At 59.1% G+C, this 17292-nt stretch carries 15 protein-coding genes; 10 read left to right on the plus strand and 5 right to left on the minus strand.

The features are described 5' to 3' along the window. Positions 1-493 precede the first annotated feature (493 nt). Positions 494-1432 carry a hypothetical protein gene (locus NW804_RS08800; protein WP_414423349.1) on the plus strand — a complete coding sequence of 313 codons (939 nt, stop codon included), beginning with the start codon at positions 494-496 and terminating at the stop codon, positions 1430-1432. Between the two features lie 276 nt (positions 1433-1708). Here NW804_RS08800 and pth read toward each other — a convergent pair whose 3' ends face one another. After that, positions 1709-2398 (minus strand): aminoacyl-tRNA hydrolase, encoded by a 690-nt coding sequence (gene pth / locus NW804_RS08805; RefSeq protein WP_414404993.1) that lies wholly within the window; start codon positions 2396-2398, stop codon positions 1709-1711. 152 nt (positions 2399-2550) lie between these two features. Between pth and NW804_RS08810 the strand changes: the two genes are divergently transcribed. The 3 genes from NW804_RS08810 to prfB all read left to right on the plus strand — a co-directional run bounded on the left by NW804_RS08810 (position 2551) and on the right by prfB (position 6376). Next, positions 2551-3771: an HD domain-containing phosphohydrolase gene (locus NW804_RS08810; protein WP_414423350.1), complete on the plus strand. Its 1221-nt coding sequence runs from the start codon at positions 2551-2553 to the stop codon at positions 3769-3771. 257 nt (positions 3772-4028) lie between these two features. Then, positions 4029-5150, plus strand: a complete 1122-nt coding sequence (locus tag NW804_RS08815; RefSeq protein ID WP_414423351.1) for a methyl-accepting chemotaxis protein — start codon at positions 4029-4031, stop codon at positions 5148-5150. A 97-nt stretch (positions 5151-5247) separates the two neighbouring features. Then, positions 5248-6376 (plus strand): peptide chain release factor 2 gene (prfB, locus tag NW804_RS08820; RefSeq protein ID WP_414396203.1). Its coding sequence is split into 2 segments (ribosomal slippage): positions 5248-5319 and positions 5321-6376, totalling 1128 coding nucleotides; the frame shifts between segments, so codons are not numbered across the junction. Here prfB and NW804_RS08825 read toward each other — a convergent pair. Further along, entirely contained in the window at positions 6373-7380 is a 1008-nt protein-coding gene (locus NW804_RS08825; protein WP_414396205.1) for an o-succinylbenzoate synthase, read from the minus strand. The two genes, prfB and NW804_RS08825, sit on opposite strands and share 4 nt — an antisense overlap. Before the next feature lie 110 nt (positions 7381-7490). On the opposite strand from NW804_RS08825, the gene trmH reads away from it, so the two are divergent. The 5 genes from trmH to NW804_RS08850 all read left to right on the plus strand — a co-directional run bounded on the left by trmH (position 7491) and on the right by NW804_RS08850 (position 12217). Then, the gene (gene trmH, locus NW804_RS08830; RefSeq protein ID WP_414409999.1) at positions 7491-8075 is read left to right on the plus strand and encodes a tRNA (guanosine(18)-2'-O)-methyltransferase TrmH; all 585 of its coding nucleotides are present in this window, start codon (positions 7491-7493) and stop codon (positions 8073-8075) included. Between the two features lie 179 nt (positions 8076-8254). Next, a complete protein-coding gene (locus NW804_RS08835) occupies positions 8255-9232 on the plus strand; it encodes an alpha-ketoacid dehydrogenase subunit beta (RefSeq protein ID WP_414396210.1) in 978 nt (325 codons plus the stop codon). An 81-nt stretch (positions 9233-9313) separates the two neighbouring features. Continuing rightward, on the plus strand, positions 9314-10693 hold the full coding sequence (locus NW804_RS08840) for a DUF3084 domain-containing protein (protein WP_414409997.1): 1380 nt from the start codon (positions 9314-9316) through the stop codon (positions 10691-10693). A gap of 11 nt (positions 10694-10704) precedes the next feature. Next, positions 10705-11130, plus strand: coding sequence for a resolvase (locus NW804_RS08845; protein WP_414409996.1), 426 nt, complete (start codon positions 10705-10707; stop codon positions 11128-11130). Next, positions 11102-12217 carry an extracellular solute-binding protein gene (locus NW804_RS08850; RefSeq protein ID WP_414409995.1) on the plus strand — a complete coding sequence of 372 codons (1116 nt, stop codon included), beginning with the start codon at positions 11102-11104 and terminating at the stop codon, positions 12215-12217. Before NW804_RS08845 ends, NW804_RS08850 begins: the two co-directional genes overlap by 29 nt. Before the next feature lie 11 nt (positions 12218-12228). Here the strand turns inward: NW804_RS08850 and tig are convergent, their stop codons facing one another. The 3 genes from tig to ccsB all read right to left on the minus strand — a co-directional run bounded on the left by tig (position 12229) and on the right by ccsB (position 15299). After that, positions 12229-13833 carry a trigger factor gene (gene tig / locus NW804_RS08855; RefSeq protein WP_414420023.1) on the minus strand — a complete coding sequence of 535 codons (1605 nt, stop codon included), beginning with the start codon at positions 13831-13833 and terminating at the stop codon, positions 12229-12231. 58 nt (positions 13834-13891) lie between these two features. Beyond that, on the minus strand, positions 13892-14275 hold the full coding sequence (locus NW804_RS08860) for a LapA family protein (RefSeq protein WP_414396221.1): 384 nt from the start codon (positions 14273-14275) through the stop codon (positions 13892-13894). Positions 14276-14342: 67 nt separating this feature from the next. After that, entirely contained in the window at positions 14343-15299 is a 957-nt protein-coding gene (gene ccsB, locus NW804_RS08865; RefSeq protein ID WP_414405062.1) for a c-type cytochrome biogenesis protein CcsB, read from the minus strand. Between the two features lie 178 nt (positions 15300-15477). On the opposite strand from ccsB, the gene NW804_RS08870 reads away from it, so the two are divergent. After that, positions 15478-16860 carry a hypothetical protein gene (locus NW804_RS08870; RefSeq protein ID WP_414423352.1) on the plus strand — a complete coding sequence of 461 codons (1383 nt, stop codon included), beginning with the start codon at positions 15478-15480 and terminating at the stop codon, positions 16858-16860. The last annotated feature ends 432 nt before the right edge of the window (positions 16861-17292 follow it).

A 17292-nucleotide genomic window follows, 5' to 3' on the forward strand; every position in this document is an offset into this window, starting at 1 on the left:
CTTGCCTGCGGCTCTGCTCAAAAGTTGCAGTTGGTCTGAAACTCCCAGCTTGAGCTTGCGGACAAAGTACATGCAAAAAATTGTCTTTCTGCTATCTAGAGCATTATACAAAAAGCCGCTCCCAAGGTCGGGGCTTGAAACCCAGTTTTATTGGTCACTTAGGTTTTCCGCACTAACCCAAATGTTCCAAGCTCAACCTCAGGAAGCTGTGAGACTTCTCTCAATGCCGCCGGCGCCTCAGACCAATTGAGAGTGTTTTTCCGTGCAGCCCTATCGTTCTCAAGCTGTCGAAGGTCGCCGCCCTATGGCTGTCGGAGCAGGCTGCCGACGAGGGCCGGGCGAAGAACCGCCTCTTAGTGGAGCTGGCTAGCGGCAAAATCCTCTAAGACCTTCGGGCTTTGGAGCACGACTGTGTAGCCAAGAAATCTGGACACCGCTGCGATGGCGAACTAGCCTAGAGGCAACTTCCGCACTGTTTCGTGGGGTGGGATCCATGCTTAGGCCCAGTCTTTTGCTTTCCGGATCGGCCCTGGTGGGCTTGCTGTCTTGGCTGTGCTTGAACGGCGAGTGTGGTTGGCTGGCCTCGCTGCGCAAGGGGCAGGCCACGGAAGGTCTCTCTGTGCCCCTCTTGCAGGAAGCTCAGTTGCCGCGATTTAAAGACAAGCCAGGTCCTGAACCTTTGCTTCGGCGGCAGGCTCAATTGCAAGCCCGGGCACGAGAGCTTGAGCAGCGCTCCCAGGCTCATCAACTGCTCCTGCAGCTAGGGCCATTCATTGAGCAGGAGCCAGGAAATGCGCGGCTCTATCTCCAGCGGGCCCAGTACCTCTGGGAGTATTCGCAGGTGGGCGAGCCAGAGCAGACAGCTGCTGACCATCTAGTGCTCAGGGCTCTGCGGGATCTGGACATTGCCATTGCTTTGGATCCCTATTTGCCTGAGGCTTATTTGCTTAAGGCCAGGATTCAGCACGAGCATTTTGGAGAGCTGGAGCAGGCTTTGGCAACCTTGTCTCCCTTGGATCGCATTGCCTATCGCAACCCCCAACTCCACTTGTTGCGCTCCCGCATTTGGGCCGAGCAAGGGCATTTGGAATCAGCATTTGATGTAGCTAACCTGGCCATTGAACTAGCCAAACAAAATCAAAACATCGCCGATCTCTTCGATGCCTACCTTCATCGCGGCCTGATGTGGGGGAGCATCTGCAACTTCCAACTAGCCGTTGCCGATTTCAGCCGGGCGATTGAGCTGCAGCCGCAGCGGGCTGAAGGGTACTACCACCGGGGCATGGCGCGCGCCTACCAGGGAGAAGACAAGGCTGGCGCCGCCGCGGATCTGGAAAGCGCCTTGAGTCTGTGGCGGTCTGCGGGCACGGGATCCCCAAAACTGCTGCAGTATGTGGAGGCGGTGCGGCAAGACCTCTTGCAACAGCCGTAGCCCCGCTTAGCTTGCGACTAGAGAGGGTAAAAAGTTCGGCTTAGGAGGAGAACGGCTTCGCTCCATTTGAGGGAGGGGAGTTGCTGACTTTTTTAGACCTGGGGGTGCCCCTGCGGGGAGCATCCCTAGAGGGTTCCTTGCCCTCTCCTGCCAGTGACTCTGGGGAAGCCGACCTCCTGACGCAGTCAGACGGTTCTGAGAAATTGCCGCGGCTGGCCGAACGTAGTCCTCGATGAGGCGGCTTTGCTCACTCGGATAGTGCCCAAGATCCCGGCCTCAGCCTTCCCCAGGCCCAGTCTTGGCTGGGTCGAGAGAAGCTGCCGGATCTTGCCGATCTCGCTCAGATAGCGGCTCAGAGAGATCCAGAGGGTTGAAGCGGTTCATCGCCGCCCTCAATCCTTCTTGCAAGCAACACTCCACTGCCTCCACTGCCGCCCTTAGAACCCGCTCCAGCACTGCCTGCTCAGTAGGTTCAAACCTTCCCAAAACATGCCCAACCATGTCTTGGTTGCCCTTAGGTCTGCCCACGCCCAGGCGCAAGCGAGGGAAGGCTTCGCTGCCCAGGTGCTGAATGACAGACTTCATGCCGTTATGCCCGCCGGCGGAGCCAGATCCCCGCAGTCGCAGGCGACCCAGAGGCAAGTCTGCATCATCGTAGACCACCAGCACCGACCTGGGATCCAACTTGTACCAATCCAGGACTGCCCGCACCGCCTCGCCAGAGCGATTCATATAAGTCGCCGGCTTGAGCAGGCGCCGCTTGCCCCCCAGGGCAAAACCTTCTCCGTAGCTGCCTTGGAACTGCTTTTCCAGAGCTAATGGGATCCCCCAGCGCTCTGCCAACCGATCCACTACCATAAAGCCGCAGTTGTGGCGGGTGTTGGCATACTGCGGGCCAGGATTGCCTAGGCCAACGATGAGCTGGAGGGCAACCTCATCTAGCTGCTGGGTCTTGACCTGGGTCACAGCGTCTCTGGCTTCCACAGGTAAAGTAGGGTAGCAGAGTTACTTTGGATTGGCGACCCCCAGCCTCCCAACTTGGAGCAGCGGCAGGATCCCTGCCAGAGCTCTAACCCCGCTTCCCTGAGAACACTCGTAACCCACCGGAGGATCAGGTTATGTCCCATGGGCCTTTCGCCTTCGATCTCTCTCCTGGCGAAGCCGAATTTGAGGCTGCTGCTGCCTTGCGCCTGAGTCAGCGGCTGATCCAAGTGGGGATCGCCCTTTCTTCGGAAACGGATTTAAGGCGCCTGCTGGAACTGATTGTCGCCCAAGCCCGCGAGCTAACCTGCTGTGATGGCGCTAGCCTGTTCATCCGGGAGGGAGAAGAGTTGCGCTTTTTCGTGGTCAACCGCAACGAGGAGCTGCAGGATCTGCGCCTGCCCCTTGCTCCTTCCAGCATTGTGGGCTATGTGGTGCTCACGGGGGAGAGCTTGAATCTGCCGGACGTCTATCGCTTGCCAGCGGGCTTGCCCTATGCCTTCAACTCCCAAGTCGATCAGCAGACCGGCTACCGCACCCGCTCTTTGCTCACGGTGCCGATGCGGGATCCCTCAGGAAATATCCTTGGCGCCCTGCAACTCTTGAACCGTCTCAGGCCGGATTGCCCTGCCAACCTAGCGCCCAACCAGGTGGCTGACTGGAGCCAGCCGTTTTCTGAGCTGGAAGTCCGGGTGGCAGAAGCCCTGGCTTCCCAGGCGGCGGTTGCCTACCAAAATGTGCGCTTGCGGGAAGAGCTGAAAGCCGCTCACCTGGAAACGATTTTCTGTCTAGCTCAGGCTGCCGAATACCGGGATCAGGACACCTCTTTTCACCTCAAGCGGATGAGCCACTACTCCCGCATCATTGCCAAACAGTTGGGCCTCTCCAGCCATGAACAAGAGCTGATCTTCTATGCCAGCCCCCTGCACGATGTGGGCAAAATCGGGATCCCGGATGCCATCTTGCGGAAGCCAGGCCCCCTCACCCCCGAAGAGCGTCTAATTATGAACCGCCACCCCGAGATTGGCTACGAGATCCTCAGTAAATCGGACTCGGAGCTGATGAAAAAAAGCGCCATCATTGCCCTCACCCACCACGAGAAGTTCGACGGCAGCGGCTACCCGCGGGGCCTTAAGGGAGAAGAGATCCCGCTAGAAGGGCGGATTGTGGCCTTGGCCGACGTGTTCGACGCTTTAGCTAGCCGCCGCCCCTACAAAGAAGCTTGGGATCTGTCAGATATCTTTCGCTTCGTGGAAAGCCAAAGCGGTAGCCACTTCGATCCCCAAGTGGTGGCAGCTTTCAACCGTGGTCGCAGCGAAATCCTTGAGGTCTACCACCGCTACCAAGAACCTCGCTAAGTTCAGATCGCTCCAGCCCCTGGGGTCAGGACAGCTTCCTTGCCCGTCCGTAAAAACCACAAAAAAGAGTCTCCTCCCGTATAACCCGGGACAGAGCTGTAGTCAGGAAACCAGATCCCAAGTCAAACTAAAGGTAACTAGACCCTCCTTTTGCTGGGCCTTTGAAAAGCCGAGGAGAGGTAGGTCCCTGTTTTCCTCTATACATAGCACACTATTGACCACTTGTCTCTACCGAGCCTGTGCTGAGGATCCCTAGGATGACTACCCTGACGAATCCGCCCACTCCCACCCTATCGATCCACACCAAACTGCGCGATCTGGCGCTAGTGGATTTTCAGGTAAGTGAGTCCACCCCCTGCGAGAACGTGGTGCGCCGCCTGGAAGACGACCCCACCCTTTCAGGGGTAGTCGTGTTGGACGAGCAGTCGCAGGTGCGGGGGATGCTGACTCGGCGTGCCATTTTGGAGTGGATGCTGAGCAAACCCTATGGCCTGGAGGTGTTTTTGAAGCGGCCCATCAGCTCCCTAGCAGAGTTCCAGGGCCAGGGTTTTCTCCTTTTGCCCGGCGACTGCGATGTCATTGAGGCGGCCAGCCAGGCTTTCCGGCGGCCCCAGGAGACTATCTACGACCCGGTGGTGGTAGAAGTCGGCCCCCAAGACTATCGCCTTTTGGATGTGCCGGTGTTGTTGGTGGCTCAGTCCCAGGTACATCTAGCCACCCAGCGGAAGCTCGAAGAACAGCAGGAGGAGATGAAACGGATCCTGGCCGAGCTGGAGCAGGAGAAAAACCGCAGCCTCCAGTATGCCCGCGATCTGGAGCGGCAGAAAGCCGAGATCCTCAGCCAGAACATTGCTTTGGAGCGGGAGCGACGCCAGGCCCAGCAGCGCTCGGAAGAACTGGCCCGCCTCAACGCTCGCATCATCGAGATCAGCTCGGTGCTCTCGGAGAAGGGCAAATCCACCTTTGCCGCCACCTTTGCTGGGGTAGAGGCGGTGCGCCGCCTATTTCAGGAAATTGCCGACAGCAACCAGGAGCTATCCCGCGAGCTCAAAGAAATCAACACCATCGTCGACGTGATCGTAGAGGTGGCGGGCTACATTCGTCTGCTCTCCTTTAACGCGGCTGTAGAGGCCAACCGCAGCGGTGGGGGCGGGGGTTTTGGCGCCATTGCCCAGGAGATCCGCAAGTTGGCGGGGCGCACTACCGAGGCCAGCAACCGCATCCGCGGCCTGGCAGATCGCATCCAACGCCAAAGCCAAGCCACCCTGCAATCGGCCCAGGCCAGCGCCGAGGTGGTGCAATCCCTCTACCAGCAAGCCCAGTCGGCCCAGGTGGCCCTGGAGGAGTTGCAAGCTTTGTTGGAGCAAGCTCGGATTTAGTCTGAATACGATAGATAGCTACCTCCTTCTGGAGGTCGGGAAGTTAAGATGAGATTCTGGACGGGGTCCAAAAGTATGAGACAGTGTTCGTAAGCCTATGGAACTGGCCGAGCTGAAACGCAGCTTAGAATCGCTCACGGCGCGCCTGAGCACTGCTCAGGACTACCTTTGACCTGCCTTGCCTGGAACAGCAGATCGCCATTCTGGAGCAGGAAGCCTCCCAGCCGCAATTTTGGAACGATGTAGAGGCAGCTCGTCGCCACCTAAAGCAGCTCAACAGCCTCAAGGCCTCCTGGGAGCAGGTCCACCGCTGGAAAGCCCGCCTGGAAGAGGTTGCCACTGCCCTGGAGCTCCTGCAAGAAGAAGCCGATTCGGAGCTCTTGGCCGAGACAGCGGGATCTCTAGCAGCGGTGGAGCGAGAGTTGAGCCAATGGGAGCTGCAGCAACTGCTTTCAGGGCCCTACGACAAAAACGGCGCCATCCTCACCATCACTGCTGGAGCTGGAGGAACCGATGCCCAGGACTGGGCGGCGATGCTGCTGAGGATGTACACCCGCTGGGCAGAGAACCAGGGCTACAAGGTTACCCTTTCGGACTACTCGGAAGGGGCAGAGGCGGGCATCAAGTCAGCCACGCTGTTGATTGAGGGGCCCTATGCCTACGGGTATCTTTCCGCGGAGAAGGGCAACCACCGCATGGAGCGCATCAGCCCCTTCAACGCCAACGGCAAGCGCCAGACTAGCTTTGCCGGCGTTGAGGTCATGCCCATCCTCGAGGAAGAGAACGAGTTTGAGCTGCGGATGGAGGATCTGGAGTTCGAGACCTGCCGTTCGGGAGGGGCAGGAGGCCAAAACGTCAACAAGGTGGAAACGGCGGTGCGGGTTATCCACAAGCCCACCGGCATTGCCGTGCGCTGCAGCGAGGAGCGTTCCCAACTGCAAAACAAGGAGCGGGCCATCCAGATCCTCAAGGCAAAGCTCCTCGAAATCGAGGAGGAAAAGCGCCGGCAAAAGTTGGCTGAGATCCGCGGCGAGATCGTGACCCAGGGCTTTGGGGGTCGGATTCGCACCTACACCTTCGATCCCTACAAGTTAATCAAAGACCACCGCACCAACGCCGAAACCACCAACGTCGAGGCGTTTATGAACGGCGAGCCGGAGGAGCTGATGCACTTCATCCAGGCCTACCTACGGCAGGAACACGCCAAGCAAGCCGCCGCAGTCTAGGGCTGGCTGTGGCGCTCCCACACCGCTTGCATCCAAGCGGCCCGCTCGTGGGGCGAGAGCTTGAGCAGGTCCAGGGGATCCCCCTCCTGGAAAAGCTCCCCCACCCCCCATCCCACGGCCCTGGGGCAGGCGGTTTTTGCTTGCAGGGATCCCGCCCAAGCTAGCCCATGCCAAGCGCCGATAGGGGTTTCTAGGGCTGAGGAGAACACCAGATCCAAGCCCGGGTGTTGGCTGAGGTAGTCTCTAAGGGCAAGACCCGATCCCATCAAAGAGGGTTTGACCACCAGGATCCCTTGCCAGCCCGAGCGATGGACAGCTTGCAACTGCTCCAGGCCGACCACCGACTCATCCAGGGCAATGGGGGTTTGAAACTCGCGGCTAAGTTGGATTAAGTCAGCGTACTGCTCTGGCGGCAAAGGCTGCTCGAAGAACTCGATCTTGCCCGGCCACTCTCGATTGATCCGGTCGCAGAGATCCAGCCACTGCCGCGCCTCTGCTAAAGTCAAGCCGCCGTTGGCATCTAGCCGCAGCCGGGATCCCGCAGGCAACCGCTCCAGCCAGCTTTCTAGCTTCTTCCGCTCCGCTGCGAAGGGATCCATTCCCACCTTGCCCTTGTAAACTGGGTAGGAGCCGGAGGGGGTATCCTTCCCCAAAAGCCCACAAAAGGAAAGACCGGAGAGATCCCTATCTAGCCAGCCAGGATCCCGACAGGCCAGCCAGGCGCATTCCAGCCCAAAGCGGGTAGCAGGCAGCGCTGCCGGGATCTCCTTGATCTGCGCCTCCGAGAGCTCAGCCGGCAACTGCCGACAAAAGGCCAGGGCCTCCTCGAGGGTCTCACTGCCCAGCCAAGGAATGGGGGCTACCTCCCCGTAGCCCTGCTGCCCTGTCTCCAGGTCTGTCAGGCGGATTAGGATCCCTTCGCGGGTAGACCAGAGACCGTAGCGGGTGCGCAGGGGCTGCCGGAAAGGTTGCTGATAGCAGCAAACTTCAAGGCGGGCCAGCAATTTTCCGATCCCTGGGAACCCTGACCAAGAGCCATCTTACAGGCGGTAGAGCTGGGGTAGGTGCTAGTCCGATTTAGCGGCTAAAGCGAAGGTTTCTCCGGGAGGCACCCATGAAGGAGCGCACTCCAGAGAGGCGAAGGCGCTTGGAGGAGGTTCTAAGGCGGAGGCAGCCGGATCTCACGGTGCTTCTAGAGAACGTCCACAAACCCCACAATCTTTCCGCCATCCTGCGCACCTGCGATGCTGTGGGGGTGCTCAGAGTTCACGCCGTGAACCCCACGGAGGGTGTGCCCACTTTCAACGAGACCAGCAGCGGCAGCCACAAGTGGGTCTACCTCAAGGTTCACCCCACCACGGAAGAGGCCTTCCAGCACCTTCGGGAAAAAGGCTTCCAAATCTATGCCACTGCCTTGAAGGAGGGGGCCCGCAGCTACCGACAGGTGGACTACACCAAGCCCACCGCCATTGTCTTGGGAGCGGAGAAGTGGGGGGTTTCTGAGCAGGCCTTGGCCCTGGCTGACGCGCTCATCCACATCCCCATGCTGGGCATGGTGCAGAGCCTAAATGTCTCGGTGGCAGCAGCCGTGATTCTCTTTGAGGCTCAAAGACAAAGGCTCGAAGCAGGGCTTTACGACGCACCCCGCCTGGATCCCGAACTTTACCAGCAGATTTTGGAGGACTGGCTTATGAAGTAAATTTCCAAGGATCCCTCCGCAAAGCCCAGCAGGACAAGGAAGGCAAGGCCACTTTGCCCCCAGCTAGTCGCAAGGGGCGCTTGCAAAAGGGTTGCTGCCGTTTGGGTGCATAGACGGAGTTCTCTCCCAGCGGCAAAGGGGTGGTTTAATGTAGAGACTAGTGAGCAGCAGTTGCCCCTATGCCGGAGACTTTCCTCTACAGCGCCTTGCGTGCCGCCCTTGACGAAGAAATGGCCCGGGATCCCAACGTGTTTGTTTTGGGAGAAGATGTAGGCCACTACGGCGGCTCCTACAAAGTGACCAAAGACCTCTACCGCAAGTACGGGGAGATGCGCCTCCTGGACACCCCCATTTGCGAAAACAGCTTCACCGGCCTTGCCATTGGGGCAGCGATAACCGGCTTGCGCCCGGTGGTGGAAGGGATGAACATGGGTTTTCTGCTGCTGGCTTTTAACCAGATTGCCAACAATGCCGGCATGCTGCGCTACATGTCTGGCGGCAACTTCAAGGTCCCGATTGTCATCCGCGGACCTGGCGGCGTGGGCCGGCAGTTGGGGGCCGAGCACTCGCAGCGGCTGGAGGCCTACTTTCAAGCAGTGCCGGGGCTGAAGATCGTTGCCTGTTCCACTCCCTACAACGCCAAAGGTCTGCTCAAGTCGGCCATCCGCGACGACAACCCCGTCCTCTTCTTCGAACATGTTCTTCTCTACAACGTGAAGGGAGAGGTGCCAGAGGAGGAGTACCTTTTGCCCTTGAATAAGGCGGAAGTTGTCCGCTCTGGATCCGACGTTACCCTCCTCACCTACTCCCGTATGCGCTACCACGTGCTCAAGGCTGTGGATACCCTGGTAGCGCAGGAGATTGATCCTGAGGTGATTGATTTGATCTCCCTCAAGCCGCTGGATATGGAGACCATTGCAGCTTCGGTGCGCAAAACGCACCGAGTGGTCATTGTGGAGGAAGATGTAAAAACTGGCGGCATTGGGGCAGAGCTGACTGCGCGTATCATGGAAGAACTCTTCGACGAGCTGGATGCGCCAGTGGTGCGCCTGGCTTCCCAAGACATTCCCACTCCTTACAACGGCACCTTGGAAGCAGCCACCATCGTGCAGCCAGAAGATATTGTGGCAGCTGTGGAGCGGCTCCTCTACGCTTAAAACGCTTGCTAAATAGCGCCAAAAATTTCTCAAGTCCTCTGGGTGGCCTTGCTAAGATTTCCGTGGCAGGGATCCGGGGATATGCAGGGCGTACTGCTGATCCTCTACATGCTGTTTGTCAGTGGCCTGATTGCCGTGGTTGGGGATCGGGTGGGGTATCGCATTGGCAAAAAGCGCCTAACCTGGTTTAACCTCCGCCCTCGCCACACAGCCATTTTGGTAGCCGTGATTACGGGGGTGAGCATCTCAGCCCTGACCCTAGGCACGCTGCTGCTTCTAAACCGCTCGCTGTCAGAAGCCCTTTTTAGCTACACCAACCAAATTGCTCGGGCTAGGCAAGAGCTGCAGGCCCTCAATCGCCAAAAAGCTTGGCTGGAGACCGAGAATGCTGCCCTCAGGGCCGAGCGGGATCGCCTGCGGCTAGATCTGGATCGATTTCGCAGCCAGCAGTCGGCAGCCCAAACCCGCCTGAGTGAAGTTCAGGATCAACTGGCCGCAGCCCTGCAGGCCCGGCAGGAGGCCGAAGCCAAGCTGGCGGCAACCCAAGAGCAGCTGGCCCAGGTGCAGCCTAAGCTGGAGCAGGCCCAAGTAGAGCTGGCGGCGGTCAAGAGGGAGGTGGAATCGGCGCAGCAAACCATCGCCACCCTAAAGTCCCAAAAGCAGACCTTGCAGTTGGATCGGGATCAACTGGAGCGCTCCCTGGAGGCGGCGCAGGCAGCCCTAAACCAACTGGAGACCCAGAAAAACCAGCTCGAGGGGGAAATTGCCCAGCTCAGCCAGTTGGCAGTGCGGCTGCGGCGGGGCGAGCTTGCCATCTTGGCAGGCGAAGTCTTAGCTACAGGGGTAGTTCAGACCCCTGCCGGGGCAAAGCCAGAGACAGTCCGGCAGCAGTTTGAGCAACTGTTGGCGCAGGCAGAACAGCGGGCGCTGGCGCTGGGATCCCAGCCTATACCTCCTCTAGAAAACGCCATCCTCATCCGCCGCGAGGATGCGGATCGAGCTTTGAAAAAGCTACAAGAAGCCGGCAGCTGGGCGGTGCGCATCCTCTCTCTCACCAACCGGCTCAAGGGTGAGCCTGTGCCTGTGGTGGTTCAGATTTACCCCAACCAGCGCCTCTTCGCCAAGGGGTCGGTGCTGGCCCAAGGAGTGATCCAGCCGGGCCTCAGCGAAAGTGAAATCCAGCAGCGGCTGCTGGAGCTGCTAAACGAGGCCAACCAGCGCTCCCAAGAAAAAGGTCTCCTTGCAGATCCCATCACTGGCACTGTTGGAGAGTTCTCCCAGGTCAAGTTTTTGGAAGTGGTGCAGCAGCTGCGCCAAAGCACCACCCCTCTGGATGTGAAGCTGGTGGCTGATGCCGACATCTACACGGCAGGGCCGCTGCGGGTGAGTTTTCTCATGGCGCAAGCCTCCAGCCAACACGGCCCTGCTCCCGCTCAGCTAAGAGGGCGCAGGGAGGGGTGAGGGTCAAGAAGATGGAGCGGGTATTAGTGGGTTTTGATCCAGGGCGGGACAAGTGCGGCCTTGCGGTTGTGCAAACCCAGCCAGCCTGGCAAGTTTTGCACCGGGAGGTGGTTCCTGCCCAAGAGGCCCTGCCCAGGTTGGGGGCTCTCTGGCAGCAGTTTGGAGCAGAGCGGCTCATCCTGGGGGATCAGACGACGGCGCGGCAGTGGAAGTCTCAACTGGAGCTGCTTCTTCCGCCGCACCAGATTGTCCTGGTGGACGAACGCCACAGCTCGGAAGAAGCCCGGCGGCGCTACTGGGAGGTTTACCGGCCGCGGTGGTGGCAGCACCTACTGCCCAAAGGGCTGCGACTGCCGGACAGGGCCTACGATGATCTGGTGGCCTTGATTCTGGTGGAGCGGTACTGGCGTGGGCAAAAGACAGCTAAGCCGACGTGAATTCCTCCTCCTAGCCGGGCTAGCGGTGGCCGGCTGTGGCGGGCCCAGTGCCCATTTGCCCCTCATCCTCGCCCTCAAGCCGGGGATCCCTCAGAGCTTAGTCAGCGAGTTTCGCCGTCGCACTCGGGCCCGCTTTCGGTTGCAGCTGGTGGATGAGCGAAGCCAGTTGTTGGCTTACCTGCGCCAAAGCCTTCAGCCACCCCAGCCCTCCTGGGGGCCTTTTAGCCAACGACTGCCGGTGCCAGCTCTCAGCCTGCTGGGGGCCGACGCTTTGGATTGGGCTCTGGCTGCCGGCTGGCTGGATCCCTTGCCGCGCAGTCTCCTGGGAGAACGCTGGCAGCAGTTGCATCCCCGTTGGCAAGCAGCAGCCCTGCGGGAGGGGCAGATCTGGGGTGTGCCCTGGCGCTGGGGGGTGACGGCCATTGCCTACCGCCGGGACCGGGTCAGCAAACCCCTCCAGGACTGGGCCGACCTGTGGCGGCCTGAGTTGGCTGGCAAGATCACGCTGCCGGATCACCCACGCGAGGTGATTGGGCTGACCCTAAAAAAGATGGGCCGCTCCTACAACGATCCCCTCGATCCGGAAGAAACCGAGTTGCGACGGGAGCTGGGATCCCTGCACCGTCAAGTTTTGGCCTATACCTCCGCTGACTATTTGCCCATGTTGCGCCTGGCCGATAGCTGGGTAGCTGTGGGCTGGTCGCAAGATCTCTACGCCACCCAGGCCAACTACCCCGAGTTGGAGGTGGTGATCCCGGCCTCGGGATCTGCTGTCTGGTGGGATGTCTGGGTGCGGCCTCGGGCTGCCCAGCCTCTCCCTGAAGAGCTGCAGGCGGAGCTGCCATCCCTGCTGGTCAACTGGATTGACTTTGTCTTAAATCCCGAGTTTGCCCCTCGCCTCGTCAATTTAAGCGGGATCCCTTCAGTGTTACCGCTGGACTTGAACCAACTTTCCCTGCGGCTGCGCCGCCGGCCCGACTTCCACCCCTCCACCTGGGAACGGGCCGAGATCTGGCGGCCCTTGAGCCTGGCCGAAGCCGAGTCCTACCTCCGCCTCTGGGATCAGATGCGGCGCGGCCTCCTGTAGCTTGACCGCTTTTACTTGACCTTTTTGCTCTTTCTACCCGACTTGGGCTTGTCCTGGACGGCCGATTCGGCTTCTCGATCTAAGCTCTCCCCAGAGGCAGAGGCTGGTTCCGACTCTGGAGCGGCAACTGTGGCGGTTTCTGTGGCTACTCCTGAAGGGGGTTCTGCCACAGCCTCAGCTGGGGCTGTAGAAGCCTCAAGGCTTGCTGCTGCCAGTACCGACCCAGCCTTTTCTTCGAAGTCTTCGCCTTTAGCCCCGACGGGAAGGGGGGGTGCCTCGGTGGGATTGCCCTCGCTATCGACCCAGTTGACCGTGGTTTGAGACTTCAACCAGGCCATCACCTTACGAGTAAGCAAATTTTCGTAAATGACCTGGCGTGTCCGCTCCCGATCCAGCTTGTGGCCCTGCTGAGCGTAGGCTTTCATCACCGCTTCCATTTCCACTTCCAATTCAGTGGGGCCGACGGCAATTTGCTCCTGCCGGACGATGGCGCTGAGAGCAAAGGCGCGGCGCAGCCGGTCGATGGCCTCAGCTCGGTGGCGCTCCCTCAATTGGTTGAGAGTCTCAGGTGGCAGTTGAGCCAGGAGCTTGCGGATTTCTCCCGGGGCAACCCTTGCTTGCTGCTGCAGCGACTGCAGGTCTTGAGCTAGCAGCTGCGTTATCTCTTGCTCAACAAGGCTATCAGGCAGATCCACCTCGGTGGTTGCCAAAATGGCGTTGAGGATGGCCGTTTCAAGGTTTTCTTCGGATTGTCTTAGGGCATCTTGCTCAAGGCGCTTTTGCAGGTGTTCCCGCAGCTCCGCCACCGTCTGGAAGTTGCTGACTTCCTGGACAAAGGCATCGTCTAGCTCCGGCAGCTCTTTGGTTTTGATCTCCTTGAGGCAGACGGTAAAGGTAACCGTTTTCCCAGCCAGCTCTTTTCTAAAGTAATCCTCGGGCAGGGTGGCAGTGATCTCCTTAGTCTCGTCGAGCTGCATGCCCACAACGCCTGCTACAAAGCCGGGAATGAAGTTTTCCTCTTTCAGCTCCAGTTGCAAGTCTTGGGCGGCAAGCTCCTTGAGGGGATTGCCCTCGGCGTCGCGGGCTTGGAAATCCAGCACCACCACGTCCCCCAACTGGGCAGGCCGATCCTCCACAGGCAAGAGGGTAGCCCGCTGATCTCGCAGCTTTTCGATGAGGCGGTCGACTTCCTCAGGCTTGACGTCAACCCGGGTTGCCGTAACCGTCAGCCCTTTGTACTGGCCAACGCGAGCCTCAGGGTACACTTCCACATACCCTGAGAAGCTGAACTCGGCTTCTGGGTTAAAGCGCTCCAGAAGCTGCTTCACCTCTTCATCCAGCTCAAACTGGCCGATGGGGGTGACTTGAGCCTCCTGGAGAACTTCCTGGATAGCCTCCTGGATTAGGTCGTCGATAGCACTGGCAATAACCCTCTCGCGGCCCACCTGGCGCACTACCAGGTTGCGAGGGGCCTTGCCCTTGCGAAACCCCGGGATCTGGATGTTCCGCTCCAGTTGGCGCAGGGTTTTTTCGTAAGAGCGCTTAACCCGGTCAGCTTCCACCACGATCTTGAAGCCAAGCCGGCTACCAGGGCGCTTTTCTTGAGTAACCTGCATAGGTGCTAGTGCAAAGGCAAATAGAGGCTCAATTGTACCGCAAAGACCAATGGAAAACCTAGGCAGGGGATCCCTCGGTGGTCACTTCCTTAACCTCTTGGAGGTCTTCCTGCGGCTCAGCTCGTTTGCTGGGGGGCAGTTGCTTAACTTTGGCCTCCAGCTCCACCACCATTTCCTTCAGCTCGCTGATGGCCACTTCCTTCTCTTGCAGTTGCCGATTTTTCTCGCGGGCTTCGAGGCTAAATTGCAGCCGCATCCAGAGGCCATAGATCCAGGCCAAGGCAGCGCCAATCCCAGCAGAAGCCAAAAGCTCAATCACTAGCGGGCTCTCGATGCTGACGCCAGGGGCAAAGGTAATCGTTACCGGATTGGCGTTTTGCATGGCAAAGAGGGCCACACCCAGGAGGGCCGAGAAAAAGATTAGGTAGTTAAACAGACGCATGCCGTTTTCCTCAAATCAAAGGTATCCACGACGACTTGCCAGCACCAGAGTCAATGGGGCGACGGACCTAAAAGAACCAGCCGTAGCTGTGTAAGCCTTTGCCCAAAAAGTTCACTCCCAGGTAACAAACCCAAACCACCCCAAAACCCAAGCTGGCTAGAAGCGCAGGACGCCTGCCCTGCCAGCCCTTGGTGATGCGGGCGTGTAGATAGGCAGCAAAAACCAACCAGGTAATCAAGGCCCAGGTTTCCTTGGGATCCCAGCTCCAGTAGGTACCCCAGGCCTCGTTGGCCCAGACGGCCCCGGCAATAATGCCAATGGTAAGCAGCGGAAAGCCCAGCCCGATGAAGCGGTAGCTGGTGTTGTCTAAGATCTCGGCCAGGCTCAGTTGTTGCCGAGGGATCCCTTCTGGAGTCGGCTGGGGAGGAAGTTCAGTCCTGGCACGGGCTATCAGCTCCGGCTGGACTGCAGCTTGGGACGGGCGAAATTGCAGGCCAAGGGAGTTGCCCTTGAGCTGTACCTCCTGGCCACGGGTGAGGATGAGAAAGGCCATGGCCAACAGGGAGCCCACCAAGAGGGCTGCGTAGGCCAACAGCATGACGCTGACATGCATCATCAGCCAGTTGGACTGCAGAGCTGGCACCAGCGGCTGGGCTGCCTGCATATCCTCCGGCAAGGCCAAGGCGGCAAAGGCAACAATGCCTGTCGCTAATGGGGCAGTCATCACTCCCACCCAGCGGCGGCGAGTCCACTGGAGAGCCACTAGGTGCAAGGCAGTGATCCCCCAGGCCAAGAAAAACAAAGACTCGTACAAATTGCTCAAAGGGAAGTAGCCGGCATCGATCCAGCGGGCCGTCAACAGAGCAGCTATTGTCAAGTTGGCCCCCACCATTCCTGCCAAGCCCAGTTCGGCCAAAAGGGGCACTTGGGGAAAAGCTGCCCCACCCCAGTAAAAGAGCATGGCCCCCAGACAAATGGCAAAGGCCAGGGTGTTGAGGAGAGCTTGCCACTGAGTGAGATCCAAGCCCGCGAGCGCTATCGTCGCTGCCAAGCAACTCATAGATGACCCCAAAGCTTTTCCGGACAGGACCAAGCCTGCCGATCCCATTCTAGGGCGGGGAAGGGATCCTCCCCAAAGGACACATCCTGGTAATGTGAGGATGGCTTGTCTGCGGCTTGGCAAGTGTTGGAATGGGAGGCTCATGCAAGAACACGCGGGAAGTGCCAGCTTGAAGGCATGGGGATTGAGATGGTGGATGGTGCTGTTGGCAGCTTTGGTGCTGGTTGGCTGTGCGGGATCTGTGCCCAAGCAACCCCAGGAGCACCAGCCACCTCAGCTCGAGCGGGTGCCAACGCCAACAGAAATTGCCAAGCTGGATGCCTACTTGCAGCACTATCGCCCGCAGGTGCAGATCCTCAGCCCACAACCTGGCGAGATCTTGCCAGAGCGCCAGGTCACGGTTCGCTTTGCAGTACGAGGGTACCCGATTTTTAAGGATCCGCAACTGGGTCTTGGTCCCCATTTGCATGTGGTTCTGGACAACCAGCCTTACATTTCTCACTACGACGCTGATGCCCCTCTTGTTTTTGAGGATTTGGAACCGGGATCCCATACGCTGCGGGTGTTTGCTGTCAAGCCCTGGCACGAGAGCTTTAAAAACTCCGAAGCCTACGCTCAAGTCAGCTTCCATGTGCTAGCTCCCACGCCAGAATACGTGCCGCAGCCGCAGTTGCCTCTTCTCACCTACAGCTCTCCCAGCGGCAGCTACGGAGCTGAGCCAATCCTGGTCGATTTTTGGCTCGCCAATGCCCCCGTGCGGGAGAGCTTGCTGGCTGACCTACCCCGTGACTGGCGCATCCGCTACACTCTCAACGGTCAGTCTGGCCTGCTGGATCGCTGGGAGTCTTTTTACCTGAAGGGCTGGAAGCCTGGCCGCAACGTGATGGTAGTGGAGCTGGTTGACAGCAAAGGGGATCCCATCCGCAATGTGTTGAACAGCGCCGCCCGCGAGATCACCTACACCCCCGGGGGCCAAGATACCCTCTCCAAGCTGATCCGAGGAGAGCTGAAAGCGGAAGAGGCCCTGGCTATCGTACAGCCCCAGCCTACCCCGACTCCGACGCCTACCCCTACTCCGACACCCACGCCCACCCCGACTCCAACACCCACCCCCACTCTAAGTCCAACACCCACTCCCACTTCGACTCCGACGCCCACTCCCACTCCTACTTCGACACCCACCCCTACCCCTACGCTGACCCCAACTCCACCGCTGGCACCCACACCTACACCAGAGTCGCCACCTACGCCCGCGCCGCGCCGTCGTCCGACGCCAGAAGCGATTCTGGCCGAGCCTACCCCTCCGTCTCCAGCAGAGACCACGGCTAAGCCAACGCCCAGGCCCACACCGACCCCAACACCAACGCCCAGATCTCAGCCAGAGGCTACCCCTTTGCCGCGGCTGACACCCATTCCGTTGGCGGAGCGGCAGGTGCGGCCCCAAGGACTGCGACTTTTCCCACCTGGGCTGCGCAGCCCCTACTCAGGCAATAAGCTACAGCAGGAGCTCAGCTCCGAGGGCTGACCCCATATATAGTGCCTGAATCCTCGCTATACTCTAGACTTGGGATAGCCCAGTCATGGCTTTTCCTGGAGCCAGCTTTGGCTGGTTTCAGGTTGGGGCTACTTGAAAGCTCGAGGTAGCTGCTGGCCTTTTTCAGGATTTTGCTGAGCAAGCCCCTAAGGCTAGCTGCTGTCGGAAGCAGGTGCCGGATCGCTGCAATCAAATGTCCGTGCCCACACAGATATCCTCAAGCATTTTTCTGGACTTTTTGTCTTAGCCCGAAGGAATATGGCCCTCAAGAAGTATCCAATGTAAGCTATTTTTTACCCATTTATTTCTATGAGCTTTTCTCTTGACTAGGGAAGTTGGTTTATCTTTCGCAACATCTACTGGTAGAGTTGTACATCCAAAAGGTCAGTTTGAAAACACTTTAGGTAGAGCCAGGCGAGACAG

It is taken from the genome of Synechococcus sp. WC10meta (assembly GCF_047461475.1).